The organism is Isoptericola halotolerans, assembly GCF_045689585.1.
Taxonomy (GTDB): domain Bacteria; phylum Actinomycetota; class Actinomycetes; order Actinomycetales; family Cellulomonadaceae; genus Isoptericola; species Isoptericola halotolerans_B.
In genome coordinates this window covers 1,367,060-1,393,250 of sequence record NZ_CP140108.1, presented here as the reverse complement: position 1 = coordinate 1,393,250, position 26,191 = coordinate 1,367,060, and the positions used below count along the sequence as shown (strand labels likewise).

22 protein-coding genes and 1 pseudogene are annotated in these 26,191 nt (G+C 73.1%); 13 read left to right on the top strand and 10 right to left on the bottom strand.

The genetic code is table 11. The features are described 5' to 3' along the window. The first annotated feature begins 21 nt into the window (after positions 1-21). Positions 22-885 (top strand): hypothetical protein, encoded by an 864-nt coding sequence (locus UQW22_RS06580; protein WP_407320104.1) that lies wholly within the window; start codon positions 22-24, stop codon positions 883-885. A 17-nt stretch (positions 886-902) separates the two neighbouring features. Here UQW22_RS06580 and UQW22_RS06575 read toward each other — a convergent pair whose 3' ends face one another. Genes UQW22_RS06575 through UQW22_RS06565 form a run of 3 tightly spaced genes read right to left on the bottom strand, consistent with a single transcriptional unit; the run spans position 903 to position 5,649 of the window. Continuing rightward, positions 903-1,892, bottom strand: coding sequence for an NAD-dependent epimerase/dehydratase family protein (locus UQW22_RS06575; RefSeq protein ID WP_407320103.1), 990 nt, complete (start codon positions 1,890-1,892; stop codon positions 903-905). After that, complete coding sequence (locus tag UQW22_RS06570; RefSeq protein ID WP_407320102.1) at positions 1,889-4,633, bottom strand: alpha/beta fold hydrolase; 2,745 nt, start codon at positions 4,631-4,633, stop codon at positions 1,889-1,891. The genes UQW22_RS06575 and UQW22_RS06570 overlap by 4 nt, the downstream gene beginning before the upstream one ends. After that, positions 4,627-5,649 (bottom strand): 3-oxoacyl-ACP synthase III, encoded by a 1,023-nt coding sequence (locus tag UQW22_RS06565; protein ID WP_407320101.1) that lies wholly within the window; start codon positions 5,647-5,649, stop codon positions 4,627-4,629. Before UQW22_RS06565 ends, UQW22_RS06570 begins: the two co-directional genes overlap by 7 nt. A 198-nt stretch (positions 5,650-5,847) precedes the next feature. Between UQW22_RS06565 and UQW22_RS06560 the strand changes: the two genes are divergently transcribed. Next, complete coding sequence (locus UQW22_RS06560; RefSeq protein ID WP_407320100.1) at positions 5,848-7,068, top strand: threonine aldolase family protein; 1,221 nt, start codon at positions 5,848-5,850, stop codon at positions 7,066-7,068. Positions 7,069-7,160: 92 nt separating this feature from the next. On the opposite strand, the gene UQW22_RS06555 is transcribed toward UQW22_RS06560, so the two are convergent. Further along, positions 7,161-8,093, bottom strand: coding sequence for a hypothetical protein (locus UQW22_RS06555; RefSeq protein WP_407320099.1), 933 nt, complete (start codon positions 8,091-8,093; stop codon positions 7,161-7,163). A gap of 345 nt (positions 8,094-8,438) precedes the next feature. Here UQW22_RS06555 and UQW22_RS06550 point away from each other — a divergent pair, with 345 nt between their 5' ends. Together UQW22_RS06550 and UQW22_RS06545 are read left to right on the top strand one after the other, a co-directional pair. Next, positions 8,439-8,885 (top strand): SRPBCC domain-containing protein, encoded by a 447-nt coding sequence (locus UQW22_RS06550; RefSeq protein WP_407320098.1) that lies wholly within the window; start codon positions 8,439-8,441, stop codon positions 8,883-8,885. Further along, entirely contained in the window at positions 8,882-10,132 is a 1,251-nt protein-coding gene (locus UQW22_RS06545) for a glycoside hydrolase family 3 N-terminal domain-containing protein (protein WP_407320097.1), read from the top strand. Before UQW22_RS06550 ends, UQW22_RS06545 begins: the two co-directional genes overlap by 4 nt. Positions 10,133-10,196: 64 nt before the next feature. Here the strand turns inward: UQW22_RS06545 and UQW22_RS06540 are convergent, their stop codons facing one another. The 3 genes from UQW22_RS06540 to UQW22_RS06530 all read right to left on the bottom strand — a co-directional run bounded on the left by UQW22_RS06540 (position 10,197) and on the right by UQW22_RS06530 (position 12,388). Beyond that, on the bottom strand, positions 10,197-10,478 hold the full coding sequence (locus tag UQW22_RS06540) for a hypothetical protein (protein WP_407320096.1): 282 nt from the start codon (positions 10,476-10,478) through the stop codon (positions 10,197-10,199). Next, a complete protein-coding gene (locus UQW22_RS06535) occupies positions 10,475-11,743 on the bottom strand; it encodes an inorganic phosphate transporter (RefSeq protein ID WP_407320095.1) in 1,269 nt (422 codons plus the stop codon). The genes UQW22_RS06540 and UQW22_RS06535 overlap by 4 nt, the downstream gene beginning before the upstream one ends. A 129-nt stretch (positions 11,744-11,872) precedes the next feature. Continuing rightward, entirely contained in the window at positions 11,873-12,388 is a 516-nt protein-coding gene (locus UQW22_RS06530) for an NUDIX hydrolase (RefSeq protein WP_407320094.1), read from the bottom strand. Between UQW22_RS06530 and UQW22_RS06525 the strand changes: the two genes are divergently transcribed. Next, entirely contained in the window at positions 12,324-13,172 is an 849-nt protein-coding gene (locus tag UQW22_RS06525) for an SPFH domain-containing protein (RefSeq protein ID WP_407320737.1), read from the top strand. The two genes, UQW22_RS06530 and UQW22_RS06525, sit on opposite strands and share 65 nt — an antisense overlap. Continuing rightward, positions 13,172-14,110, top strand: a complete 939-nt coding sequence (locus tag UQW22_RS06520; RefSeq protein WP_407320093.1) for a hypothetical protein — start codon at positions 13,172-13,174, stop codon at positions 14,108-14,110. The genes UQW22_RS06525 and UQW22_RS06520 overlap by 1 nt, the downstream gene beginning before the upstream one ends. A 13-nt stretch (positions 14,111-14,123) precedes the next feature. Here UQW22_RS06520 and UQW22_RS06515 read toward each other — a convergent pair whose 3' ends face one another. After that, positions 14,124-16,385, bottom strand: coding sequence for a S9 family peptidase (locus UQW22_RS06515; RefSeq protein WP_407320092.1), 2,262 nt, complete (start codon positions 16,383-16,385; stop codon positions 14,124-14,126). Positions 16,386-16,704: 319 nt separating this feature from the next. On the opposite strand from UQW22_RS06515, the gene UQW22_RS06510 reads away from it, so the two are divergent. The 5 genes from UQW22_RS06510 (at position 16,705) to UQW22_RS06490 (ending at position 22,300) form a co-directional block, all read left to right on the top strand. Beyond that, positions 16,705-18,129, top strand: a complete 1,425-nt coding sequence (locus UQW22_RS06510) for an ABC transporter permease subunit (RefSeq protein ID WP_407320091.1) — start codon at positions 16,705-16,707, stop codon at positions 18,127-18,129. Between the two features lie 13 nt (positions 18,130-18,142). Then, positions 18,143-19,144 (top strand): branched-chain amino acid ABC transporter permease, encoded by a 1,002-nt coding sequence (locus UQW22_RS06505; protein ID WP_407320090.1) that lies wholly within the window; start codon positions 18,143-18,145, stop codon positions 19,142-19,144. Continuing rightward, a complete protein-coding gene (locus tag UQW22_RS06500; RefSeq protein WP_407320089.1) occupies positions 19,134-20,045 on the top strand; it encodes an ABC transporter ATP-binding protein in 912 nt (303 codons plus the stop codon). Before UQW22_RS06505 ends, UQW22_RS06500 begins: the two co-directional genes overlap by 11 nt. A gap of 29 nt (positions 20,046-20,074) precedes the next feature. Then, positions 20,075-20,965, top strand: coding sequence for an ABC transporter ATP-binding protein (locus tag UQW22_RS06495; RefSeq protein WP_407320735.1), 891 nt, complete (start codon positions 20,075-20,077; stop codon positions 20,963-20,965). A 312-nt stretch (positions 20,966-21,277) separates the two neighbouring features. Continuing rightward, positions 21,278-22,300, top strand: coding sequence for a hypothetical protein (locus tag UQW22_RS06490; protein ID WP_407320088.1), 1,023 nt, complete (start codon positions 21,278-21,280; stop codon positions 22,298-22,300). Between the two features lie 164 nt (positions 22,301-22,464). Here the strand turns inward: UQW22_RS06490 and UQW22_RS06485 are convergent, their stop codons facing one another. Then, the gene (locus tag UQW22_RS06485) at positions 22,465-23,766 is read right to left on the bottom strand and encodes an ABC transporter substrate-binding protein (protein ID WP_407320087.1); all 1,302 of its coding nucleotides are present in this window, start codon (positions 23,764-23,766) and stop codon (positions 22,465-22,467) included. 187 nt (positions 23,767-23,953) lie between these two features. After that, a pseudogene (locus UQW22_RS06480) lies at positions 23,954-24,804 on the bottom strand (aldo/keto reductase). Between the two features lie 232 nt (positions 24,805-25,036). On the opposite strand from UQW22_RS06480, the gene UQW22_RS06475 reads away from it, so the two are divergent. Then, positions 25,037-25,240: a cold-shock protein gene (locus UQW22_RS06475; RefSeq protein WP_407320086.1), complete on the top strand. Its 204-nt coding sequence runs from the start codon at positions 25,037-25,039 to the stop codon at positions 25,238-25,240. 218 nt (positions 25,241-25,458) lie between these two features. Then, entirely contained in the window at positions 25,459-26,190 is a 732-nt protein-coding gene (locus tag UQW22_RS06470; protein ID WP_407320085.1) for a hypothetical protein, read from the top strand. Position 26,191: the final 1 nt, after the last annotated feature.

The following is a 26,191-nucleotide window of genomic DNA, read 5'->3' as shown; positions in this document are numbered from 1 at the left end:
GCTGACCGGACGGAGTAGGCGATGGGACGTGCGAGCACCGCCGTCGGACGACGACGCGCGGCCCCCGTGACGGTGCGCACGGTCGTCGGGTCAGACGGCACGACGCGGACTCACCATGTCGACGGCCGTCTCGCCCATCTGGAGGCGACCCCCACGGACAGCCTTCCCCAGGTGTGGAACGGGCGTTGGCACCGCAAGGCACGCAGCGCCGATCGCACCAACCCGGTAGCCCGGCGCCAGCAGGCCCTGGCCCGCTGGCTCGGCGTGCTGTTCGCCGTGGGTTCCGTGCTGTTCATCGTGGGCGGTCCGCTCTCGCTCGCCGGGGCGAGCCAGGGGACCACGCTCGACCTCCTCGGGTCGATCCTGTTCTCGGTCGGTGCGGTCACGGCACTCCTCGAGGCCGTCGGGGCCGGCCGCGCCGTCGGGGCCGGTGGCTGGTGGCGCACCGTGGCGGGCAAGGCGTCGCTCATCCAGCTCGTCGCCGCGGGAGTCGTCTTCCAGACCTCCACGATCGCGGCCCAGCTCGGAGCGACCGGAGCGGCGGCCTTCTGGACGGTGTGGTGCCCGAGCGTGCTGGGTGGTGTCGGGTTCGTCTGGTCGGGTCTGCTATACCTCGCCGAGGCACGGCCCGCGCACGACCTCGGCACCCGGGTCGCGGCGGTGAACCTCGTGGGCAGCTGGCTGTTCCTGGTGTCGGCCCTGCCCGGGCTGGTCGACCCGGATCTCGGCGAGCGGTGGGCGGACGTGGCCGTCAACGTCGGCTACACGGTCGGGTCGGTGATGTTCCTGGTGGGCGGCATCGGCGCCGTCGTCGAGGTGTCCCGGCCCCTCCCCGCCGCCGGCAGCCGGTTCCCTGCTCCCCCGCCGGACATCCCGGCGCGCTGACGGACACCGGTCGAGCCTCAGTCCGCCGTCCCGCCGTAGTGCGCGGCCAGCCTCCGCATCCCCTCGTCGATGCTCACCGCCGGGCGCCATCCGAGCTCGGCGTGAACGGCCCGCTGGTCGAACCAGTGGGCGGTGGACAGCTGCTCGGCGAGGAACCGGGTCATCGGCGGCTCGTCGGCACCGGGGCGCACCCGCCAGACGGCCTCGATCACGCCGCCGGCCGTGCGGGCCAGCCCCGCGGGCACGCGCCACCGCGGCGGCTCCACTCCGCCGGCCCGGCAGATGCCGCTGAGCAGGTCCGCCACCGTGCGCGGCTCGCCGTTGGTCAGCACGTACGCACGCCCGCGCACCACCGAGGCGCTGTCGTCCAGGCGGTCGAGGGCCGCGACGATGCCGTCCGCCGCGTTGTCCAGGTAGGTCGTGTCGATGAGGGCGGCACCGTGGCCCAGCAGCGGCAGCCTCCCGGACGACGCGCGGTCGATGACCCGCTCGATCAGCTGGGTGTCACCCGGCCCCCACACGACGTGCGGCCGCACCGCCACGACACGGAAGTCTCCGCCGTTCCGCGACAGCGCCAGCAGCTCCGCGGCCGCCTTGGTGCGCGCGTACTCGCCGCGCGCACGCTGCGGGTCGGCCGGCTCCGCGCCGACCCCCATCAGGGAGGCCCCTGCGTGCGCCACCGACGGCGAGGACACCTGCACGAACCGCCGCACGCCCGCCCGCTCGGCGGCGTCCAGCAGCGTCCGCGTCCCTTCGACGTTGACGGCGGCGAACTCCGCGGGGTCCCCCGTCAGCGACACCTTCGCGGCGAGGTGCACGACGGCGTCGACCCCGTCCAGCGCCCGGACCACGGCCCCCGGGGCGGTCACCGACCCCGTCACGTCCTGCGCCCCGGCCACGCCGGACGGACGACGCTGCAGGGTCCGCACCGCTTCACCGCGCGCCACGAGGGCCCGCGCCACCGAACCGCCGAGGAGGCCCGACGCGCCGGTGACCAGCACCGTCACGGCGCGCTCACCCGGCCGCCGGCGAGCACGCCCGACGCCCAGGCGGCCAGCCGCGCCCGGTCGATCTTGGAGTTGTGCCGCACGTCGGTCGGCATCTGGGGCACCACGAGCACCGCAGCGAGCGCCACCGTCGACGCCGCCCGCACGGCCGCGTCGAGACCGACGGGCGCGAGCCCCGGACGCCGCACGCTCTCGACCAGCTCGACCACCGCGACCGCCTGCTGCACGCCCGCCGGCCCGACGCCGACCACGGCCGCCCGGCGCACCGCCTCGACCCGCTCGATCGACTGCTCCGGACCCACCGGTGCGAGGGGCCCGTCGGCCGTGGTCAGCACGTGCGCGAGCCGCCCCTCGATCCACAGCCGCCCCTCGGCGTCCAGGTGCCCGACGTCCCCGGTGCGGTGCCAGCGCCCGGGCGGGGTGTCCCGCTCGGCGGCCCGGTCGGTGAGCCACAGCCGGTCGTAGCGCTCCTTGAGGTGCGGTGCGCGCACCAGCACCTCGCCGAGCACCCCGCGCACCTCCGGGCCCGACGACGGAGCCCCGGTCGCCGCGCCGTCGTCGTCCAGCGCGCTGATGGTCACCCCACCGGCGGCGCCGTCCGCGAAGGGCCGGCCGACGCACACGCCGTCGTCGGGCGCGTCGGAGACCTCTCGGATGCCGTCGAGGTCGATGTCGGTGACCAGGAGGCACTCCGTCATCCCGTACGGGGTGTGGGCGCTGGCGGCCGGCATCAGCGACTGCGCCGACCCGAGCAGCTCGGCGCTGATCGGCGCCCCCGTGGACAGGAAGGTCTCCACGCGCTCGAGCGCGGTCCGGTCGGCGGCCTGCAGCGACCCCGCGGTGGCGATGACGTTGAGGATCGCCGCCGGGGACAGGAACACGATGCGCGCGTCCGACGCCCGCACGGCGTCAGCCACCGCCCGGGCGGTGAGGGTGCGCGGCGCGGACACGTCCATGTCCGGGGTCACGGAGCGGGTGCCGAGCGCGGGCCCCAGCAGCGCGAACGGGGCGAACCCGGTGACGAGCCCCGACACGGGACGCACGGCGTAGTGCTCGGCCAGCACGTCCCGCAGCGCCGAGAGCTGACCGTGCGTGTACACGACGCCCTTGGCGGGGCCGGTCGACCCGGAGGTGAACAGCACCGCGGCCGGGTCCTGGGGTCCCGGTTCGGCGGGGAGGCCGAGCCCTTCACCGGCCCGGGCGACGTCGACCAGCTCGTGCTCCACGCCGAGCGCCCGGCGCGTCACGACGTCGAGCGGGTCGGCCGCGATCCGCACCCCCGGCCAGCCGCACGCCCGTGCGGCCGCCAGCGCCTTCGTCTGCCCGACCAGGTACTGCGGCCAGGCGCCCCGCTGGGCGCGGGTCAGGCCACGGACGCCGAGGCCGGCGTCGGCCACGACCACGACCGCGCCGATGCGCAGGCAGGCGTAGACGAGGGCGGTCAGCGTCGGTCCGGGCCGGACCAGCAGCGAGACCCGGTCCCCGCGGCGCACCCCGATCGAGTGCAGGCCGGCGGCGATGCGCCGCACCTGGCGGTCGAGGGCCTGCCAGCTCACGGCCGCCGGACCGGTGCGGGACATGTCGAGCACGGCGGCCTCGGTGCGTGTCGCGTCGTCGGCGGCGCGCTCGTCCAGCCCCGCCCACATCGGCCGGGACCCGCTGCCCGACGGCGGGGCGGCCGGCCCGGACGCAGCGGAGGTGCGGTCGGGCGAGTCGCGCGCCGAACCCAGCCAGTCCAGCACCGGGCCCGCGTAGTCGACGTCCTCCGCGACCAGGTGCCCGGCGCCCTCGAACCGGTGCACCCGGGCGTGCGGGAGCCGGCGGACCAGGTCGTCGAGGTACCGGTCGGAGAACACGGGGTCGCGCGGTCCCCACAGCAGCAGCGCCGGGACGTCCAGCCCCGCCACGCCGGCCGCGATCCGGTCCAGCTCCGGCCGGCTCGGGTGCGACGCCGACGCCGGGATGTCCGCGACGAACCCCTCGATCCCGGCACGGTCGTCGGCGGTCCGGTACGGCAGCCGGTAGGCGTCCGCGACATCGGCCGCCAGCCGCGGGTGAGCCAGCGCCAGGGTCGTCTCCAGGAACGCGCGGGTCGTGCTCGTCCCCAGCCGGTGCACCGGCGGGGCGAGCGCCAGCCGCAGCGGCGCCGGCACCGCCACCCCGTCGGGCTGGTGCACCGCGGTGTTGAGCAGGGCGACACCCGCCAGGAGCTCGGGGTGGTCCACGGCCCAGCCGAGGGACACCACGCCGCCCCAGTCGTGCCCGAGCGTCACCACCGGGCCGTCCAGGCCGAGCGCGTCGGTGAACGCCCCGAGGTCGGCCACCCGTTCGGGCAGGCCGCGGAACCGCCCGGAGCGGGCGGACAGACCCATCTCGAGCTGGTCGACGGCGACCACCCGCCACGCGTCCGGCACCCCGCCCGGCCGCTCACCGGTCGCGGCTGCCTCCTCGACCGCCCGGTCCGTGGCCAGGGTCACGAGGTCCCGCCACAGGTACGACCACGTCGGGTTGCCGTGGACGGCCAGGACCGTACCCACCGGCTCGATGCCGCGCGCGGACAGCTCCGGCCCGTTGTCGAGGTAGTGCCACTCGTCGCCACCGGCGGCGCTCGCCGGGGTACCGCCGTCGGACAACGCACCACGCGCCGGGGTACCGCCGTCCGGCACGCGCAGCACATGGCTGAACCGGGGGTCGAGGCCGGGCAACCCCGGCGGAACCGTCCCGGCTCCCGAGCTCACCACGCGAGCTCCATCATCGCCGTGTTGATGCCGGAGCCGACGCCCATGAGCAGCACGCGGTCGCCGGCCGTCAGCGAGTCCTGCTCCTCGACCAGCGTGAGCGGCACGGAGGCCGGCCCCACGTTGCCCAGGTGGCCGAACGTGGTCGGTACCGCCGACCGGTCCAGGCCCACGGCCTCCACGATCGCGTTCGTGTGCACGCGCGAGACCTGGTGGGTGATGTAGCGGTCCATCCCGCCCCAGCTCCAGTCCGCCGTCGCGTCCTTCCAGGCGTCGACCACCAGCTCCAGGCCACCCTCGAGCAGCCCCTGGGCGTCCGTGAACATGCCCTCCGTGCTGCCCACGCACAACAGGTGGTGCTGCGTCGCGGCACGGGTCACCCCGCCCAGGACCCGGTGCCCCTCGGGGTGCTCGTCCGCCCGGCCCAGCACCGCCGCCGCGGAGCCCGAGCCGAGGGTCAGCGAGGCGAACTCGGCCATGAAGTCCTCGCGGCCGACGCCGTCGCGCAGCAGCCGCTCCACCGTCACGTCCTGGATGTCGTCCGCGTCCTCGCCGGCGACCACCACCGCGTACCGCACGTGGCCCGACTCGATCATCCCTGCGGCGATGCTCATGCCGTTGATGAAGCCCAGGCAGGCGTTCGCCACGTCGAAGTTCACCGCCGAGCTCGGCAGCCCCAGCCCGTGGTGCAGCCCGACCGCCACCGACGGCTCCAGATGCTTGCGCGTCACGGACGTGTTGATGAGCAGCCCGACGTCGTCCGGTTCCACACCCGCGATGCCGAGCGCCTCGACGCCGGCCGCCACGGTCGCGGCGTTCGCGTCCTCGTCCGGACCCCAGTTGCGCCGCTCCTCGACGCCCGCGACCCGCTCGAGGAGCGTCGTCGGCAGCTTGAGGCGCGTCAGCGCAGGCGCGAGGCGGGCCTGGACGTCGGCCGAGGTCGTGACCCGCGAGGGCAGCCGGCTCGTCACGGAGAGCAGCGCGACGTTGCCGAACCTGGTGGTGGCGTTTCCAGACACTCGAGCTCCAGACATCCGGTCACCCACAGGGCCGGAACGACGACGGTTCACCGGTCCCTCGAGACGGGTCCGGCCTGGCGGGCGTGGCGACACCCGTCCTCGAGGTTATGACGCTCGGCGGCAGCCCGCCGTTCCGCAACCGGAGTGTGGACCTCGCCACGTTCCGGGACGGCCGCCGCTGGTGCCTACCCTGAGCGGGTGACCAGTCTTCCCCCGTTCGCCTCCGACAACTACGCCGGCACCCATCCCGAGGTCCTCGCCGCGATCACCGCGGCGAACGACGGGTTCGCCGTCGCCTACGGTGACGACCCCTGGACCGCGCGCCTCGATACCCGCGTGCGCGAGGTGTTCGGTGCCGGTGCCCTCGCGTTCCCGCTGATCAACGGCACCGGCGCGAACGTCGTCTCGCTCATGGCGCTGTCCGAGCGGTGGGGCGGCGTGGTGACCTCCGACGTCGCGCACGTCAACACCGACGAGAACGGTGCGCCGGAGCGGGTCGGCGGGCTCAAGTTGCTGCCGTGCCCGTCCACCGACGGTCGGATCGAGCCGTTCCACGTGGAACGGTGGGCCGGGCAGCGGCACGACGTGCACCGGGCGCACCCCGGCGTGCTGTCGCTCACCCAGTCGACCGAGCTCGGCACCGTCTACTCCGTGGCGGCTCTGCGGAGGCTGGCGGAGACCGCGCACGGGCTGGGCATGGCCGTGCACGTCGACGGGTCGCGGCTGGCCAACGCCGCCGCCGCGCTCGGCTGCTCCCTGCGCGCGCTCACCACCGACCTCGGCGTGGACGTCGTCTCGCTCGGCGCCGCCAAGATCGGCGGCATGATCGGCGAGGCCGCCGTCGTGCTCGGGCCGTCCGACGCGCCGGTGGTGCCCGGGTCCGGGTACGACGGCGGTGCGTGGCGTGCGGCCGCAGCGGCACGAGTCCCGTACCTGCGCAAGGCGACGATGCAGCTCGCCTCCAAGACCCGGTTCGTCTCCGCGCAGCTCCTCGCGCTGCTCGGCGAGCCCGGCACGCCGGTGGGTGCGGGCACCGCCACGGAGCCGGTGACCGCGGAGGCGACGGCAGCGACCGCCGTCGAACCGCTGTGGTGGCGCAACGCCGCCCACGCCAACGCGATGGCTGCCCGCCTGCGTGACGGCCTGCACACGGCCGGCGTGCTCGACCCTGCGTCCACCGAGGCGCACGCGCCCGCGGCGGGTGGCGGCGTGCGCGTCACGCGGCCCGTCGAGGCGAACGCGGTGTTCGCGACGCTCCCCCGCGTGACGGCCGACCGCTTGCGGGAGCAGGCCCGGTTCTACGACTGGGCGCCCGGCGAGACGTCCGACCGCGTCGAGGTGCGTTGGATGTGCTCGTGGGACACCCCGGCCGAGGCGGTGGACGCCTTCGTGGCCGCCGTCGCCGACGCCCTCCCGTGACGTTTTGCCGATGTCGGTAGAACGGTTCGAGGTCGGTAGTGCGCACTGCCGACCTCGCCACGAATTACCGACGTCGGTAGTTCGGGTCGAGGTCACGACGGCATCGGGAGTCTCGGGTCGATCCGCGCGGCACGGCGGACCTCGGGAGGGAACGCCGCCAACAGCTTGCGCGTCGCCCGCACCGAGCCGTCCTTCGCGGTGAGACGCAGGGGACGGATACCGGTGGCCGCCGTGATCGCATCGTCACGGACCTTCTCCGCGAAGCGCGCCTCGTCCGCGTCGTAGTCTGCCCCGAGGGCGCCGTCGACATACTTGACCTTGCCGTCGAACTCGACCAGCACGCCGTGCGCGGGCCAGCCGAGATCCACGCGGTAGAGCCCCTCGGCAGTGTCCACCGGCAGTTGCGTGCGCGGGCGAGGAAGGCCGGCACGCGCGCCGAGGTACCGGACGAAGGTCTCCCAGGCCGACTCGGCCCCCGGGTCGGCCAGCTCGAGGAGATGCCGCGCGACCGCGCGACCCCGCTGCTTGTTCCTGCGCTCGACGACCTCTCGCACCCGTTCCTTCGCCAGGCCGCTCGCCAGCGCACCATCGAGCAGGACCAGTCCGTCCAGCGGGGGCATCGTCCGGAGGCAGTCGGCAACCGTCTCCGCCCGGCCGGTCACCGGGAGTCCGTCGACAGTCACCACGGCCGGTGGCAACGGTCGCCGACGGACGATGTCCCGGGCGGCGGCGGCGCTGGCCCGGTATGCCTGGAGCACGTGGACCTTCGTCGGAGTGCGCCAGCACCGCATGCCCCGCACGAGTGCCGCGCTGTCGTGGCTGAAGACGTGCTCGGCCCGCAGCTGCAGGTGGACGGCGCGGACGCGATCGAGCGCTCGTCCGCGCTCCGCGACGGCACGCGGGTCGGTGTTCGGCTCCTTCACCCGGTAGGCACCGCGCCGGAGCCGTTCGATGGAGCCGTCCTGGAGTGCTTCGCGAAGCTGGAGCCGGTGGTGCTCGCGGGCGATGAGGATCTCTGTCGTCATGACGGCACCCTGATCGGTCCGGCGCGGCCGCCGCCCCACGCCTTCGCCGATCTGGGGATCACGGCCGACTGGGGGTGGCGAGGGGGCGCTGCCCTGCCTCCGTGCGGCCGACGATCCACTCCCCGGCTCGCCGTTTTGCCGATGTCGGTAGTTCGTGGCGAGGTCGGCAGTGCGCACTGCCGACCTCGCCACGAACTACCGACATCGGCAAAACGGCACCGGAGGGACGGAGGGACGGGCGAGCGGGGGCGGCCGTGGATTCGGCCTCGTCATGGGGCCCGCGTTACCGTCGTGCTGACAGGCCGCGACGGGGCGGCCCGCCCGAGCACGACCCCAGGAGCCGCCATGACCGAACACACCGACGGGTTCACCGCCACCGCGTCGACCCACGTCGCCGAGCCGCCGGAACGAGTCTGGGCCGAGCTCATGCACCCGGGCGCGCAGTGGATGCTGGGCGCCAACATCGAGACGGACTTCCGTCCGGGCAGCCCGGTGACCTTCGAGGGACACTTCTTCGGCCGCCAGTTCGCGGACAAGGGCGAGATCGTCGCCGTCGACCGGCCGCACCTGCTGCACCTCACCCACTTCTCTCCGCTCGGCGAGCTCCCCGACGTCCCGGAGAGCTACCACGACATCCGCATCACCCTGACGGCCGACGACGGCGGCACGCTGGTCACGGTGGTGCAGGGCAACATCGACACGGCCGAGCACGCCCACCGCTCCGAGCAGCACTGGCGCGAGGCGCTGTCCACGCTCGCGCACCGGGACTCCGCACCGACCTCCGGCCCGTGAGGCGCACCCGGGCGACGGTCGTCGTCGCGCTGACCTGCGCGACACTGGCGGCCTGCAGCGGCCCGGGCCCGTCGTCACCGACCCCGGAGCCGGCCCCGGAGCGATCCGCCACCGGCGGCACCGGTGCGCCACCGCCGTCGGGCAGCACGGGCGCCACCACGCAGTCCGGCAGCCCGTCGCCACGTCCGTCCGCCACCGCGTCCGACGACGGCACCCCGGCACCGCGGGACGCGGCAGCCGGGTGGAGCGTCGAGCGCAAGGTGGGCCAGCTCCTCGTGGCGGGGACCCCGGCAGACTCCGCGACCGTCAGCGACGCGACCCGCACGGCGATCGAGGATCACCAGGTGGGCAACGTGTTCCTGCACGGTCGCAGCGAGGCGGGCGTCGACGCGACCCGGTCGCTGGTGGCCTCGATGACGGACCTGGCCCCCGGCGACGCACCTCCGATGCTCGTCGCGACCGACCAGGAGGGCGGGAGCGTGCAGGTGCTGCGCGGCCCGGGCTTCTCGGAGCTGCCGGCGGCGACGGAGCAGGCCGGGTGGGAGCCCGCGGCGCTCGAGGAGGCCGCGACCGGCTGGGCCGCCGAGCTCGCGGATGCGGGGGTGAACCTCAACCTGGCGCCCGTGATGGACCTCGTCCCCGCCGACAACCAGCAGGCGAACGCCCCGATCGGCTACTTCTCGCGCAACTACGGCAACACGGCGCAGTCCGTGGTGCGCTCCGCGACGGCGTTCTCCGCGGGCATGCAGGCCTCCGGGGTGGAGCCGGTGATCAAGCACTTCCCCGGGCTCGGGCACGTCACCCAGAACACGGACACCACGGAGCACGTCACGGACGACACGGTGACCGCGGGATCCGCGTCGGTCGAGGTGTTCGCCGAGGGCATCGACGCCGGGGCTCGGTTCGTCATGCTCTCGAACGCCGTGTACACCCGGATCGACCCGGAGAACCCGGCGACGTTCTCTCCGGCGGTGGTCGACCTCCTGCGCGACGACCTGGGGTTCGACGGGGTGGTGATGACCGACGACGTCTCCGCGGCCGCCGCGGTGGAGGGCCTCGCTCCCGCCGAGCGTGCCGTCGAGGCCGTGGCCGCCGGGGCGGACCTGGTGCTGGCGTCCGCCGACCCGACCGTCGTCCCGGCGATGGCGGAGGCCCTGGTCGCGCGCGCCGAGCAGGACCCGGCCTTCGCGGGCCAGGTCGACGAGGCCGTCGCCCGGGTGCTGGCGTCGAAGGCCGAGCTGCCCTAGCTCTCCAGGTACACCCAGCGCCCGGCGCCCGGCGGTCACCGGCGCCCGGCCACCCGGTGGGCTCCTAGCTGTGCCCGCCCGCCGCGAGGAACACCAGCCCGGCGGCGACCGCCCCGACCACGGTACCGAAGCACAGCAGGGCACCGACCATCCGCCACGGCGAGGGCCGCGCGATGACGACCGGTCCCCTGCCGTCCCGCGGGGCGCGCGAGCTGCGGCGCGGCGACTCGGCGGTGCCGGCGACGAGCCGCAGGCCCAGGGCGAACAGCGCGGGGATGCCCGCACCGACGACGACGCCGGCCACGACGACCTGGCCGAGCGAGCTCCACTCGATGAGTCCGTTCATGGCTGCTCTCCGTCCGTGCCGGTGGTGTTCGTGCGCGTCGCCGAGATCGCCGGGGCCACGGAGGCGGCCAGGCGCTCCTCGACGACGGGGCCGACCTGCGGGTCGCCGACCTCGCCGGTGGTGGCCACGGTCGTCCGCAGCCGGGCGCCCTCGGCCTCGTCCCACTCCTCGTTGACGTTGCTGTGGTCGACGGGCTGACGGCGCGACGCGACCCAGATGGTCACGGAGGTGCCGACGAGCAGCGCGAAGACGAGGAACGTGCCGAAGAACCCACCGATGACGTGCTGGATCCAGAAGCAGACCGCGCCGACGAGGCCGGCGGCGGGGAGGGTGAGGCCCCAGGCGGCGAGCATCCGGCCCGCGACGCCCCACCGCACCGTGGCGCCGGGCATGCCGACGCCCGAGCCGAGGATCGACCCGGTGGCGACGTGCGTCGTCGACAGCGAGAAGCCGAAGTGGCTGGACAGCAGGATGACCGCGGCGGAGGATGTCTCGGCGGCCATGCCCTGGCGGCTGTCGATCTCGACCAGGCCCTTGCCGAGGGTGCGGATGATGCGCCAGCCGCCCAGGTAGGTGCCGAGCGCCATGAAGAACGCGCAGGACAGGATCACCCAGAACGGCACGCTGGAGTCCGCGGGGACCGCGCCGGCGGTGATGAGGGCCAGCAGGATGATGCCCATCGACTTCTGGGCGTCGTTGGTGCCGTGCGCCAGGGAGACGAGCGAGGCCGACCCGACCTGCCCCCACCGGAAGCCGCGGCTGGTCACCTCCTGCGCCACGCCGCGGGTCAGCCGCGCGACCAGGTAGGTGCCGAGGCCGGCCACCCCGATCGCGATGACGGGGGCCAGCAGGGCGGGCAGCAGCACCTTGGACAGCACCCCGGACCAGATGACGCCGGACGTGCCCGCCGCGGCGAGGACGGAGCCGATGACTCCGCCGACGAGCGCGTGGGACGAGCTGGACGGTAGTCCGAAGAGCCAGGTGAGGAGGTTCCAGACGATGCCGCCCACCAGGCCGGCGAACACCACCTCGAGGCTGATGGCGCCGGCGTCGACGAGCCCCTTGGCGATGGTCGCGGCGACGGCCAGGGACAGGAAGGCCCCGGCCATGTTCAGCACGGCGGACAGGAGCACCGCCGTCTTCGGGCGCAGGGCCCGGGTCGCGATGGACGTCGCCATGGCGTTGCCGGTGTCGTGGAAACCGTTCGTGAAGTCGAAGGCCAGCGCGGTCACGACGACGAGCACGAGGAGGAGTGTCTCGGTCACGGGACCATGGTCGCGCCCGCTCCGGGGCGATTCCGGACGTCGAGTGTCTTCCGGGTGAACTGTTCGACCAGAGTTCACCTGATGTTCACTCACGGTTCGAGTGTCGGCCGCGCGGGTCGAACGCGAGCGTCAGCTCCCCGGGCGGAGCAGCGGCGGGTTGAGGACGGCGGGGAGGACCGCGGGATCGCCCTGCTCGGCCGCGGGCCGCACCACCGGGCGGACCGCGCGGTACAGGGCCGCCGGGCGACCGGCACCGCCGGACGTCGAGCACCCGGTCGCCTCGAGCAGCCCGGGGGTGCCGAGCGCCTTGCGCGAGAAGTTGCGCGGGTCGAGCGCGACGCCCCAGACCGCCTCGTAGACGCGGCGCAGCTCGGCGACGGTGAACTCCGGGCCGCAGAAGGCGGTCGCGAGCGGGGAGTACTCCAGCTTGGCCCGCGCCCTCTCGACGCCGTCGGCGAGGATCCGGGCGTGGTCGAAGGCGAGCGGCGGCCCGCCGTCGAGCAGGTCCGCGACGGGGTGCACGTTCTGGTTCCGCCCGCGGACGTCGGTCCTCAGCGAGGTCCCGGTCGACGACCAGGAGCTGCCCGTCTTCTTCCACGCCACCACCGCCGACCACCAGGACGTCACGGTCCAGGCGAACGTCACCTACCGCTTCACCGACCCGGTCACCGCCTCGCAGCGGCTCGACTTCGCCGTCGACCCGCACGACGGCGCCACCAGCACCTCGGGCCGGGACCAGGTCACCACCATCGTGGGGCAGCTCGCACAGAGCCGCGCCGCCGTCGTCCTGGCCACGATGAGCCTGGACGAGTCGATGACGGCGGGCGTGCCGCGCGTGCGCACCCTGCTCACCGACGTGCTGCCCGCCGACCCCCGCCTCACCGCCACCGGGCTGACCGTCATCGGCGTCCAGGTGCTGGCGGTCCGCCCCGAGAAGGACGTCGAGCGCGCCCTGCAGACCCCCGCCCGCGAGCACGTCCAGGCGGAGGCCGACCGGGCCACCTACGAACGGCGCGCCCTCGCCGTCGAGCGGGAGCGCGCCATCGCCGAGAACGAGCTCGCGAGCAAGATCGAGCTCGCCACCCGCCGCGAGCGCCTCGTCGCCCAGGAGGGGGCCAACGCCCGCCGCGAGGCCGAGGAGCAGGCCGCGGCCGCCCTCGTCGAGACGCGGTCCGACGCCGAGCGCTCGCGCCTGACGAGCGAGGCGCAGGCCGAGTCGGTGCGCACCGTCGGCGAGGCCGAGGCCGCCGCCGAGCGCGTACGGATGGAGGTCTACCGCGAGGCCGGGCAGGGCACCCTGGTGGCGCTCGCCCTGCGGGACGCCGCCCGCTCGCTGCCCGACGTCGAGCACCTCACCGTCACGCCCGACCTGCTGACCGGCGCCCTCGGCTCGCTCGTCGCCGCGACCCGACCCGCCGGGGAGGCGTGATGCTGCGCCGACGTGCCGTCGTCGTGCACCGACGCACCGAGCTCGACGACCTGCTGGACCGGCACGGCACCCGCGGCCAGGCCGAGTTCTTCCTGCGTGGCCGGGGACGGGGCCTGGCCGAGGTGCAGGCGCGGCACGACGCGCTCGCTGCCGCCCGGGACGCCGTCGTCGGCGCGCTGCCGCCCGGGTGGGCCCGCGCCGACGTCGAGCGGGCGGACCTGCCGCGGTTCCTCGTCGCCCCGGAGGACGTCGTCGTGGTCGTCGGCCAGGACGGGCTGGTGGCCAACGTCGCCAAGTACCTGCGCGGGCAGCCCGTGCTCGGGGTCGACCCCGAGCCGGGGACGAACGCCGGCGTGCTCGTGCGGCACACGGTGGCCGCGGCGACGGCGCTCCTGCGCGGCCTCACGGGCGACGCGACGGGCGACCGGGCGGACGTCGCCGCCTCGGCGCCCGACCCTTCCGCGCGGCTGGCCGTGGACGTCCTCACCACCGTGCACGCAGAGCTCGACGACGGCCAGCACCTGACCGCGCTCAACGAGGTGTTCGTCGGTCACCCGACCCACCAGAGCGCCCGGTACACGCTGCGGTGCGCGGCCGGCTCGGAGCACCAGTCGTCGTCCGGCCTGCTCGTCGCCACGGGGACGGGTGCCACCGGCTGGTGGGCGTCGCTGGCGCACGACCGCGGCGGACGGCGCGCGCCCGGCCGGTCGGACGGGCGCCTCGGCTGGTTCGTCCGCGAGGCCTGGCCCTCCCCGGCCACCGGCGTGCGGTGCAACGAGGGGAGCGTGGAACCCAGCGACGACGTCGCCCTCACCGTCGCGTCCGACCGTCTCGTCGTGTTCGGCGACGGCATGGAGGACGACCGGCTCGTCGCAGCCTGGGGACAGACGGTGACCGTGCGCGCGGGGGACGAACCGTTGCGGCTCGTGCGGCCCTGACGCCGCGAGCGCCTCAGGACCCGTCGGCGAGCCCGAGCACGTCCAGCGTCCAGGCGTGCTCGAACGCGATCTCCTCCCAGCGGGCGTAGCGTCCCGACACGCCCCCGTGCCCGGCCGACATCTCGATCTTGAGCAGCGCCGGTGCCCCGGCGGCCCGCAGCCGGGCCACCCACTTGGCCGGCTCCACGTACAGCACGCGCGTGTCGTGCAACGACGTGACCGCGAGGATGCGCGGGTAGTGCGAGGCGTCGTCGGGCACGTTCTCGTACGGGCTGTACGAGCGCATGTACGCGTACACCTCCGGGTCGGCGAGCGGGTTGCCCCACTCCTCCCACTCCACGACCGTCAGCGGCAGCGACGGGTCGAGGATCGAGGTCAGCGCGTCGACGAACGGCACCCCGGCGAGCACGCCCGCGAACATCTCCGGGGCCAGGTTCGCGACCGCGCCCATCAGGAGCCCGCCGGCGCTGCCGCCGTCGGCCACCATGCGCTCCGGGGTGGTCCACCCCGTGCCGACCAGGTGCCGGGCGCACGCCACGAAGTCGGTGAACGTGTTGCGCTTGTGCTCCAGGCGCCCCTGCTCGTACCAGGTGCGGCCCATCTCGCCGCCGCCGCGCACGTGCGCGACGGCGAACACGACCCCGCGGTCGAGCAGCGACAGGCGCGGCACGCTGAAGTAGGGGTCCATGCTGATCTCGTAGGCGCCGTAGCCGTACAGCAGCAGCGGTGCCGGGTCGGCGCCGGTGCCCGCCGCGTCCAACGTCACCGCGTCGCGCTTCCAGACCAGCGAGATCGGCACGCGGGTGCCGTCCTCGGCGGTCGCCCACTCCCGGCTCTGGGCGTAGTCGCCGGGGTCGTAGCCACCGAGCACCTCCTGGCGCTTGCGCACGACACGCTCGCCGGTGGCCAGGTCGATGTCGTAGACGGTGGTCGGCGTGACGAACGAGGTGCCGTGCACGCGCAGCGCGGGTGTCGCGAACTCGGGGTTGGCAGCCAGCGCCGCGGAGTGCAGCGGCTCGTCGAACTCGAGCTCACGGGCGGTCCACGGTACGCCCGGCACGAGCCCGTCGAGCGCGACGACGGCGACGCGCGGGGTGGCGTCGCGGCGCACGCCGAGCACCACGTGCGTGGCGAACGCGTCGACCGACTCCAGCCGCACGTCCGGGTCGTGGGGGACGACGACGGCGGCGTCGGCCGGGTCCGCCGGTCCGGCGCCGGCGGCAGGCACGTCCGCCGCGACCAGCTCGAAGTTCTGCGCGCCGTCGTCGTGCAGGATCAGCAGCGCCTGCCCGCGGCCGGGGAGCACGGCCGGCTCGACCGTGTACTCGACACCCTCCCGGCGCTCCCACACCACGCGGAACTCGCCCGCGGCGTCGTCGGACTCCAGGAGCCAGGACTCGCTGGTGTTCTTGGAGCCCAGCTCGATCTGCACGAAGCGGCCGTCGCGCGAGAGCCCCGCCCCGACCCAGAACCGCTCGTCCGGCTCCTCGAACACCAGGACGTCGTCGGCGGCAGGGGTGCCGACGACGTGCCGCCAGACCCGGTACGGCCGCCACGCCTCGTCGACCGTGGAGTAGAACACGTGGCGCCCGTCCGGGGTGATGACCGCACCCGGGAACGCCTCCTCGATCACGTCGGGCAGGTCCTCGCCCGTGATCAGGTCACGCACGCGCACCGTGTACCGCTCGTCGCCCGTGGTGTCCACGGCGTAGACGAGGCGGCCCCCGTCGCCTGAGAGCGCGAAGGAGCCGAGCGAGAAGAAGTCGTGCCCCGCCGCGGCGGCGTTCTGGTCCAGCAGGAGCTGCTCACCGGCCGGCACCTCGCCAGGGGCGAGCGACGGCGGGGTCCAGTCGTCCGGACCGGTGACCGGCACGCGGGCGTGGATCGGGTACTGCTGGCCCTCGACGGTGCGCACGTAGTACCAGTACGCGCCCTGGCGGGCCGGCACGGACAGGTCCGTCTCGAGGGTGCGGTCCTTGATCTCGGCGAAGACCTGCTCGCGCAACGGCGCCAGGTGGGCGAGCCGGTCCCGGGTCCACGCGTTCTCGGCCTCGAGGTGGGCGATCACCTCGGGGTCCTCCTTGGCGCGCAGCCACTCGTAGTCGTCGACGAACGTGTGGCCGTGATGGGTCCGCTCGACCGGGCGGCGGTCCGCGGCCGGGGCGGAGACCGGGACGGCGGCCGGGACCGGCCGCGGCTCCGCGGTCGTCGGGGTGGCGGGGGCGGCGGTCTCGTCCGCCGCGGCGGACAGGGCGCGGGTGACGTCGTCAGGCACCCGCCCAGCGTACGGCGCGAGGCGAACAGCGACGGTGGACCCCCGGCGTCGGGCCCGGAGCGCTCGCGGGTCACGGCTCTGCAACAGTTTGCGATCCGTGCACGCCGAGATCCGCACGTCTGGCCCGATATCGCCCGCTCCTGGAACACGGCCGTGATCCAGGAGTGTCGTCCAGGTCACACCACGCCGCTACACTTCCCGCACGTTCGCACCGCGTGTCGGTCAATGGGGGCTTCAGCATGCCTACATGACCGTGCGGTGCGTCGCCGTCCCGGGGGTGACCCCGGACCTGACCATGACCCGACGGAGGACCCGTCCGATGACAGCGGACCGACCCACCATCACGAGCCGATGGAGCCGCCTCCTGGCGGCGCTCGCGCTCGTGCTCCTACCGGCGATGCTTGTCGCACCACCAGCGACGGCGAGCACCGACGACAGCCCCTGCGAGCCCGACGACGGAACAGCCTGCATCGCGGTGCTCGTGCTGAACGCGGACAACGACCGCCTCGGCGACGTGGCCGTGACCGTGGCCGGCGGCGGCTTCACCGCCGAGCTGACCACCCCGGCCGACGGTCCCGCGACCGTCGCCGCACCGGAGGTCGGCACGTACACGGTGACCATCGACCCGGCCACGCTGCCCGCCGACCAGCAGCTGCCCGAGGGGGCGGAGACCGAGCTCACCGTCACCGCGCAGACGGGAGCCACGGCCCGGGCGGCGTTCCGCGTCGGACCCGGCGTCGAGGCACCGGCCACACCGACCGACGACGGCGGCGCTGACGGCGCCGAGGGGGAGCCGGCCGTCCCGGACGACGGCGAGGGGGTCGGGGCCGCGCCGGAGGGCGACGCCTCCGAGCGGGCGCTCACCTTCGCCCAGGTGTGGCAGCAGATCGGTTCGGGGCTCCGCTTCGGCCTTCTCCTGGCGCTCGCGTCCATCGGGCTGAACCTCGTGTTCGGCACCACCGGGTTGTCCAACTTCGCGCACGGCGAGCAGTTCGCGCTCGGCGCTGCGGTCGGATTCATCACCATCAACCAGATGGGCATGTCGATCTGGGTCGGCGGCCTCCTGACCCTGGCGATCTGCGCCTTCACGGGCTTCGCACAGGACTCCGCCATCTGGCGTCCGCTGCGCAAGCGCAACGTGCCGGTGATGCAGCTGATGATCGTGTCGATCGGTCTCTCGATCACCCTGCAGTACGTCATCCAGCTGATGATCGGCGGCGGGTCCGAGCGCATCCTGTCCCGGAACCCGCAGCCCCTGACGATCGCGGGCATCACGCTCAGCACCGCGTCGTGGCTCTCCATGGTCGTCGCTCTCGTGTGCGTCCTGGGCATCGCGTGGTTCCTCACCCGCACCCGCATCGGGCGGGCCACCCGCGCCGTGTCGGACAACCCCGCCCTGGCCTCGGCCACCGGCATCGACCCCGACAAGATCATCCGCATCGTGTGGGTCATGGCCACCGGCTTCGCAGCGCTGGCCGGCCTGATGTGGGGCGTCTCCTTCGGCTCGTTCAACTGGCAGCTCGGTGTCCAGCTCCTGCTGCTCATGTTCGCCGCGGTGACGCTCGGCGGGCTCGGCACGGCTCTCGGCGCGTTCGTCGGGTCGTTGCTCATCGGGCAGGTCGTCGAGCTGTCCAACCTCTTCATCCCCAGCGACCTGCGGTACGCCTCGGCGCTGGTGATCCTCATCCTCGTCCTGCTGTTCAGGCCGCAGGGGATTCTCGGCCGCCGCGAGCGGATCGGCTGAAGGGAAACCCATCATGGAAGAATTCCTCCGCATCCTCACGCAGTCGCTGGGCGAGCTCCTCGCCCCGACGACAGCCGCCTACGCGATGGCCGCCATCGGCCTCAACCTGCACTTCGGGTACACCGGACTGCTCAACATGGGCCAGGCAGGCTTCATGCTGCTCGGCGCCTACGGGTTCGGCATCACGCTCACGTCGGGCGGGTCGTTCTGGCTCGCCCTGCTGGTCGCCATCGCCGCCGGGGTGCTGTTCGCCCTCATCCTCGGCATGCCGACACTGCAGCTACGCGGTGACTATCTGGCGATCGTCACCATCTCCGCCGCGGAGATCGTCCGCTGGTTCGGCCGCTCCACCCTCTGGCAGGAGTGGACCGGTGGCGCCTCCGGCCTCCAGGGTCGCTACTACAAGGAACCGTTCCAGGAGCTATCGTTCCTGCCGGACGGGCGGTGGGCGCTCGGGCCCCTCGAGTACATCAACACCGGCTCCGACTCCTGGTGGACGCGCATCGTCGCCTGGGGGCTCGTGGCCCTCGTGCTCGTGTTCGTGTGGCTCATCACCCGCAGCCCGTGGGGCCGCGTCCTCAAGGGCATCCGCGAGGACGAGGACGCCGTGCGCGCCCTCGGCAAGAACGTCTACTCCTACAAGCTGCAGGCGCTGGTCATCGGTGGCGCCATCGGGGCGCTCGGTGGCGTGATCTTCGCGCTGCCCGCGGCGATCGTGCCCGACTCCATGGGTCGCACCATGACGTTCTTCGTCTGGACGATCCTGCTGCTCGGTGGCGCCGCCACCGTGTTCGGTCCCGTCCTGGGATCGATGATCTTCTTCGCGGCCTACATGTTCATGCGCACCGGCATGCGGGCGCTGGCCGAGAACACCGGCGTGGGCGAGGTCATCACGACCACCAACGTCGAGCAGATCGGCGGCATGCTCGTCGGTGTGACCCTGATGCTGCTGGTCATCTTCCGACCACAGGGCATCCTCGGGAACAAGAAGGAGCTGGCGTTCAATGTCCGTTGACGAGACCGCGACCGGCGCAGCCGACGTGCTGCGCTCCGTCGAGCACGTCCCCGGCGCGGCCAAGCCGAACCCCTTGCTCGTGGCCGACCACGTCACCCGCCGGTTCGGCGGCATGACGGCCGTCGACGTCGACCACCTCGAGGTGCAGGAGGGCGTCATCACCGCCCTGATCGGGCCCAACGGTGCCGGCAAGACCACGCTGTTCAACCTGCTCACCGGGTTCGACCGCCCCAACACGGGCGAGTGGAGCTTCCAGGGGAGGTCGCTGACCGGCAAGAGCGGCGCCGCCGTGGCGAAGGCCGGCATGGTCCGCACGTTCCAGCTCACCAAGGCGCTGTCGCGCCTCACGGTGCTGCAGAACATGCTCCTGGCCTCGCCGTCGAACCCCGGGGAGAAGCTCGCGCTCTCCTGGCTGCCCTTCCTGTGGAAGAAGCACGAGGCCGAGACCACCGAGAAGGCGATGGAGATCCTCGCCCGGTTCCAGCTCGACGCCAAGGCGGCCGACTACGCCGGTTCGCTCTCCGGCGGTCAGCGCAAGCTGCTGGAGATGGCCCGGGCGCTGATGACGGACCCGACGATCATCATGCTCGACGAGCCGATGGCCGGGGTGAACCCTGCCCTGGTGCAGTCCCTGCTGGGCCACGTCCAGGCGCTGCGCGACGAGGGCATGACCGTGCTGTTCGTGGAGCACGACATGCATGCCGTGCGCCACATCTCGGACTGGGTCGTCGTCATGGCCGAGGGACGGATCGTGGCGGAAGGGCCACCCGGCAGCGTCATGAAGGACCAGGCGGTGGTGGACGCCTACCTCGGCGCCCACCACGACACGGACCTCGGGGACGATTCCCTGCTGGATCCCGAGATCCTGGCCCGGCTCGAGGCAGAGGAGGAGAAGCGATGAGCACCACCGCCACGGCCCCCGGGGAGAAGATGTCGGCCGCCGGTGTCCCCCAGAAGGACCTGCTGCTGCACGCGGACAACTTGATCGCCGGCTACATCCCCGGGGTCAACATCCTCAACGGCTGCTCGCTCGAGGTCGCCAAGGGCGAGCTGGTCGGCATCATCGGCCCCAACGGGGCCGGCAAGTCGACGCTGCTCAAGGCGCTCTTCGGCCTGGTGAAGATCCACTCCGGCACCGTCACGCTGAAGGGCCGGGACATCACCGGGATGAAGGCGAACCAGCTCGTCGCGAACGGCGTCGGGTTCGTCCCCCAGAACAACAACGTGTTCCCCTCGCTGACGGTCGAGGAGAACATGCGGATGGGGACCTACCTCCGACCGAAGATCTTCGCCGAGCGCTGGTCGTTCATCGGAGACCTGTTCCCCGTCCTGCACGACCGCCGGACACAGCGCGCGGGCGCGATGTCCGGCGGTGAGCGGCAGATGGTCGCCATGGCACGGGCCCTCATGATGAACCCGTCCGTGCTGCTGCTGGACGAGCCGTCCGCCGGGCTGTCCCCCGTGCGCCAGGACGAGACGTTCCTGCGCACGCGCATGATCAACAAGGCCGGTGTGTCCGTGATCATGGTCGAGCAGAACGCCCGCCGCTGCCTGCAGATCTGCGACCGCGGCTACGTCCTCGACCAGGGCACGGACGCGTACACCGGTACCGGCCGGGAGCTCCAGGCCGATCCCAAGGTCATCTCGCTGTACCTCGGCACCCTCGCCGAGGACGTCGACGACGCCGCGGTCGCCGCTGACGCCGCGGAAGCGGCCGAGGCGGCCGAGGCGGCCGACACGGACGCGAAGGCCAGGGCGGACGCGAAGGCCAAGGTCGACGCGGACGCGGACGTCGTGGCCAAGGACGAGCACGGCATCTGACAGGGCGTCGGGCACGACGTCCGACACTGACGACGACGGCGGGCGACCCGGATGACCGGGTCGCCCGCCGTCGTCGTCCGTCCGGCGCGAGGTAGCGCGAGGCAGCCCGAAGTAGCGCTGCCCCGGCGCGAGGTAGCGCTGCCCCGACGCGAGGTAGCGCTGCCGGACGCGAGGTAGCGCTGCCCCATGCGAGGTAGTAGCGGACGCCCTCCCCCGCATCACCGGCTCCCGAGCCTGTCCACAGCCGACGAGCGTCCACGTCCCGGCCGACGGCGGCTCCGTGCGCATTTCCGGAGCGGCAGAGTCGTCGCCATGACAGTCGCACCCCACGCGGCCTCGATCCGCCGGATCTCCCACATCCTCACGACCATGGGTGCCCCCGGCTCGCCGCTTCGCTCCATGATGAGCGCCGACGTCAACGACCCACCACGGGTTCCGGTACCGGCGAGCACGGAGCACGCCGACCCGGCGGTCGTGGCGGCGCGCGTCGAGAGCGGCGAGCTCTTCGCGACCCGCGGCGGGGTGATCCCCGACCTGCCGGCCGAGGAGTCGTCACCGTACTCCCGGGAGATCCTTCGCGTGGCCGGCACGCTGGCTGCCAACGTTCGCGGCATGTTCTGGTTCAGTCACGCCACCGCTGCCCACCTGCACGGCGCCTGGACGTACGCGACCCCGCTGCTGGTGCACGTGACGCACGACTTCCACCCGCACGTCGCGCGGAGCACGGAGCCGCTGGTGCGCCGCCATCACACCCGGCTACGCCCGCGCGAACGGACCGTCGCCGCCGGCGTTCCGGTGACGTCGCCCGAGCGCACGCTCGTCGACTGCCTCCGGACGCTGCCCGCCGCGGGTGCCCTCGTCGTCGCCGACTCCCTGTTCCGGCGCGGTGCCGACCCGACCGAGGTGTCGAGGATCATGAGCGCCTCGAGGGGCAAGCGGGGGATCGTCCAGGCGCGCCGGCTCCTCGAAGTCTGCGACCCACGCTCCGGATCTCCGGGCGAGACGGCCACCCGGCTCGTCGCCATCGACGAGGGGCTGCCACGGCCGGAGTGCCAGATGGAAGTGACGACACCAACGACGACGCGGTTCGTAGATCTCGGTTGGCCCGACATCGGCGTCGGCGTGGAGTTCGACGGGGCGGTCAAGTATTCCGGAGGGGAGTACGGGGACCGGGAGGACGTTCTGCTGGCGCAGCGGCTCCGCCATGACGAGCTCACGGCTACAGGCCTCACCCTCCTGCGCGCAGGGTGGCACGATCTCTCCGACCCGCTCACCCTCGGTCGCCGCATGACCGTCGCCTACTACACCGCGCGGCGCGCGCGAGGCGTCACGTAGCGCTACCTCGCACCGGGTAGCGCTACCTCGCACCGGGTAGCGCTACCTCGCACCGGGTAGCGCTACCTCGCGCCCAGTCGGGGGACGACGGTGGCCCGGTCACCGCGAGGATGACCGGGCCGTCGTCGTCCGACCTCGCCGACCTTGCGGTCAACGGCGAGGCGTCACTCGATCGAACCCTCGATCTCACGCACGAACGAGTACTCGTTGGAGTCGTCGTACGAGTAGATACCGATGAACGCGGACGACGGGTCGTTCGCCTCGTTGAGCGGACCGGTGCCCGACACGCCCTGGTAGTCGATCTCCTCGCCGGCATCGAGCGCGGCGACCGCGTCCTCGAAAGTGGACACCTCGGTGCCGCCCTCCGACCCGGACACGGCGCGGATGTTGTCGGCGATGGTCCGGCCGTCGGTGGCGCCGCCCTTCACCGCGGCGAGCGCGGCGAGCATGGTGGCGTCGTAGGACTCGGCGGAGTACGAGTAGTCGGCCAGCTCGCCGCCCTCGTTGTCCGCGTACCAGGTGTTGAGGCGCTCCTTGAAGTCGTCCTCCGCCTGGGCGCCGGGCAGCGTGCCCTGGACGCCGGCCAGCGTGCCCTCGTCGAACTGGTCGCCGTAGTTGGACAGGTTGCCGTCGCAGAAGTACGTGGTGCCGTCGAACTCCCAGCCCTGGGCCACGAGCTCGTTGACGATCGCCACCGTCTCCTCGAACGCGATGATGACGATCGCGTCCGGCTCGGCGGCGAGCGCGGCCGTCACCTGGGCGCCGAAGTTCGTCTCACCGGGAGGGAACTCCTCGCCGGCGCCGCCCGCACCGTAGACGACCGAGCCACCGCCGGCCTCGATGGCCGACTGCGTGTGGTCGCGCAGGCCGGTCCCGTACGCCTCGTTCTGGACGAGCATCGCGACGTCCATGTGACCGTCATCGAGGATCAGCGAGCCGAGCGCCGCGCCCTGGACGGTGTCCGGCGGGGCGGTGCGGGCGAAGAAGTCGCCGTACCCGGAGAGGTCGGCGGCGGTGTTCGCAGGCGAGATCTGCATGACCTCGGCCTCGGCGAACGTGTCGACGACCGAGAGCGAGACGCCGGACGAGGCGGCTCCGATGACGGCGGACACGCCGTTGCTGATGAGGTCGGTGGCCGTCGAGCTGGCGACGGACGGGTCCGTCGTGTCCCCGGAGTCGCCCCACTCGACCGTGACGTCGTTGCCGAGGACGCCGCCGGCGGCGTTGATGTCCTCGATGGCGAGGCCGACGCCTGCGATCTCGGGCGGGCCGAGGAACGCCAGGGTGCCGGTGACAGGCAGGATCGTGCCGATGGAGAGCGGCTCGGCATCGCTCGCCCCCTCCTCCGCCATCTCCTCGCCGGTCGACTCGCCCTCGGGCTCGCCGTCGGAGGCGCAGGCCGCGAGGCCCAGGCTGAGGACTGCGGCAAAGGCGATGCCCTTGGCAGCCGTCATGCGTCGATTCATGTGCTTCCCCTTCGGGGTCGGACTTCCTACGGCCACTCAATGCCGCATGTAGTGGCGCTGAACCTAACTCGATTGTGTGACGCACATGTGTCAGATCCGCCACATCGCCGGGATCGTGACGAACCTGTTATGTGTCTCACATTCGAGCCGGCCACCCGTCCCTGCCGCCCGCGCGCCGAGCCGCCCGTCAGGCCCGGAGCTGGGTGAAGACGGCGGTCTCCGGGTCGGCGCCGGTCCGTCCCCGCACGCCGGCCTCGAGCTCGACGGCGGCCATCTGGGCGTCGTCGAGCTCGAAGGAGAAAAGGAGAAGACGTCGATGTTGCCTGCCTGGCGCTGCGCGGAGAGCGACTTCGGGATGACGACGACCCCCTGCTGGACCTCCCAGCGCAGCACCACCTGTGCGGGCGTCACGCCGAGCTCGGTGGCGATCTCCGTGACGGCTGGAGCGTCGAGATCCGCGCCCCGACCGAGCGGCGAGCACGCCTCGACGGCGACACCGTGCCGACGGCACGCCGCCTGCACGTCCGCCTGCTGGAAGGTGGGGTGCACCTCGATCTGGTTGACCGCCGGCACGACCTGCGACGCGCTGACCAGGCGGTCGAGGTGGTCGGGCAGGAAGCTGGACACGCCGATCGCCCGCACGGCGCCGTCGTCGAGCAGCTTCTCGAAGGCCCGCCAGGTGTCGACGTAGAGGTCCTTGCTCGGCACCGGCCAGTGGATGAGGTAGAGGTCCACGACGTCGAGCCCGAGAGCACGCCGCGAGCTGTCGAACGCCCGCAGGGTCGCCTCGTACCCCTGGTCCCCGTTGCGCAGCTTGGTGGTGACGAAGAGCTCGTCGCGCGGCACCCCCGAGGATCGCAGTGCGGCGCCCACCCCGTCCTCGTTGTCGTAGCCCGCCGCCGTGTCGACGTGGCGGTACCCGACCTCGAACGCCTGCTCCACGTGCGCCTGCGTGCCGTCGTCGGGAACCTGGAAGCTTCCCAGGCCCACCTGGGGGATCTCGACACCGTTGTTCAGGGTGATACTGGGAACAGTCATGCACGACATCGTGTCTTGTGCTGGTGCGATGGCGCGCGCTCGCGTACCGTTGGTGCTGTTGCAGTGTGTTGCTCGTACCGGGACGGTTCGCCGTCCTGCGTCGGCGCGGACGCGTCGTCAGGATTGACGCGGTCCGTCGGCGGACCTTGGACTCTCAAGATCAAGAGTTGGCGACGAACACCGTGATGTGCGCCCCCGACAAGCGGGGACGCCGACTCTTGAAGGAGTACCCATGGCCACCGGGACCGTGAAGTGGTTCAACAGCGAGAAGGGCTACGGCTTCATCGCCCCCGAGGACGGCACCGCTGACGTGTTCGTCCACTTCTCCGCCATCCAGTCGCAGGGCTACCGCTCGCTGGACGAGGAGCAGAAGGTCGAGTTCGACGTCACGCAGGGCCCGAAGGGTCCGCAGGCGGAGAACGTTCGCCCGGTCTGATCGACCGAGTGACGGTCGCCTGACGGCGGCCCACCTCGAACGGACGGCCCGTCCCCGTCGCCTCACGGCGGCAGGGACGGGCCGTTCGTCGTTCCCGGCGCCGTCCGGTCTACGTCGCGGCCCGGGAACCGTGGCGGTGCACCGGACGTTCTCGGGACATGGGCTTCCTCGACCGACTTCTCGGCAGGTCACGCGACGAACGTTCCGACGTCCCCGGCATGACGCGCGGCAGCGCGCCGCGCGTGCACCGGTCCCCCGCCTGGACCTCTCCGGGAGGGACATACCAGCAGCCGACGACGGCGCAGCCCGCCCCGTCGCGCCCGGGCACCGCGAGCGGTGTGCCCGGGGCGGCACGCACTCCCGACGACGTGGCGGTGGACCGCTACCGGTACCTGTTGCGGACGGCACCGCCGGACGCCGTCGAGCAGGCCCACGCCGAGGCCTTCGCCCAGCTCACCCCGGAGCAGCGCCGGCAGGTGCTCGCAGAGGTCGGCGCCTCGGTCCCTGCCTCCGAGCGCGCCACGTCCGACGACCCGCGGTCGCTGGCCCGGATGGCGACCCGTGCGGAGATGCGCAACCCCGGCACCCTGGAGCAGACGTTCCGCGGCCAGGGCGGCGGAACCGGCGCGCCCGGCTTCGGCGCCATGGTCGGTTCCAGCCTGCTCGGCACGGTGGCCGGTGTGGTGATCGGTTCCGCCGTGGCGAACGCCCTGTTCGGCCCGATGTTCGGTGACCCGACGACCCCGGTCGCCGAGGACGCCGCAGCGGCCGACGGCGGGGAGGCGGGTGCCGCCGACGCAGGTGGCGACGCCGGTGCCGATGCCGGTGCAGCCGACGCCGGGGCCGACGCCGGCGGTGACGAGGGCCTCTTCGGCGGGATGTTCGGTGGTGACGGCGGCGGCTTCTTCGGCGGCGACGGCGGCGGGTTCGACGGCGGGTTCGACATCTGAC

What these genes read in the sequence shown, in the direction of transcription:
- UQW22_RS06475 (WP_407320086.1), top strand. Translation starts at nt 25,037, where the DNA reads ATGGCCACCGGGACCGTGAAGTGGTTCAACAGCGAGAAGGGCTACGGC.
- UQW22_RS06470 (WP_407320085.1), top strand. Translation starts at nt 25,459, where the DNA reads ATGACGCGCGGCAGCGCGCCGCGCGTGCACCGGTCCCCCGCCTGGACC.
- UQW22_RS06540 (WP_407320096.1), bottom strand. Translation starts at nt 10,478, where the DNA reads ATGAACGGACTCATCGAGTGGAGCTCGCTCGGCCAGGTCGTCGTGGCC.
- UQW22_RS06555 (WP_407320099.1), bottom strand. Translation starts at nt 8,093, where the DNA reads ATGACGACAGAGATCCTCATCGCCCGCGAGCACCACCGGCTCCAGCTT.
- UQW22_RS06520 (WP_407320093.1), top strand. Translation starts at nt 13,172, where the DNA reads ATGCTGCGCCGACGTGCCGTCGTCGTGCACCGACGCACCGAGCTCGAC.
- UQW22_RS06510 (WP_407320091.1), top strand. Translation starts at nt 16,705, where the DNA reads ATGACAGCGGACCGACCCACCATCACGAGCCGATGGAGCCGCCTCCTG.
- UQW22_RS06500 (WP_407320089.1), top strand. Translation starts at nt 19,134, where the DNA reads ATGTCCGTTGACGAGACCGCGACCGGCGCAGCCGACGTGCTGCGCTCC.
- UQW22_RS06505 (WP_407320090.1), top strand. Translation starts at nt 18,143, where the DNA reads ATGGAAGAATTCCTCCGCATCCTCACGCAGTCGCTGGGCGAGCTCCTC.
- UQW22_RS06495 (WP_407320735.1), top strand. Translation starts at nt 20,075, where the DNA reads ATGTCGGCCGCCGGTGTCCCCCAGAAGGACCTGCTGCTGCACGCGGAC.
- UQW22_RS06485 (WP_407320087.1), bottom strand. Translation starts at nt 23,766, where the DNA reads ATGAATCGACGCATGACGGCTGCCAAGGGCATCGCCTTTGCCGCAGTC.
- UQW22_RS06490 (WP_407320088.1), top strand. Translation starts at nt 21,278, where the DNA reads ATGACAGTCGCACCCCACGCGGCCTCGATCCGCCGGATCTCCCACATC.
- UQW22_RS06580 (WP_407320104.1), top strand. Translation starts at nt 22, where the DNA reads ATGGGACGTGCGAGCACCGCCGTCGGACGACGACGCGCGGCCCCCGTG.
- UQW22_RS06550 (WP_407320098.1), top strand. Translation starts at nt 8,439, where the DNA reads ATGACCGAACACACCGACGGGTTCACCGCCACCGCGTCGACCCACGTC.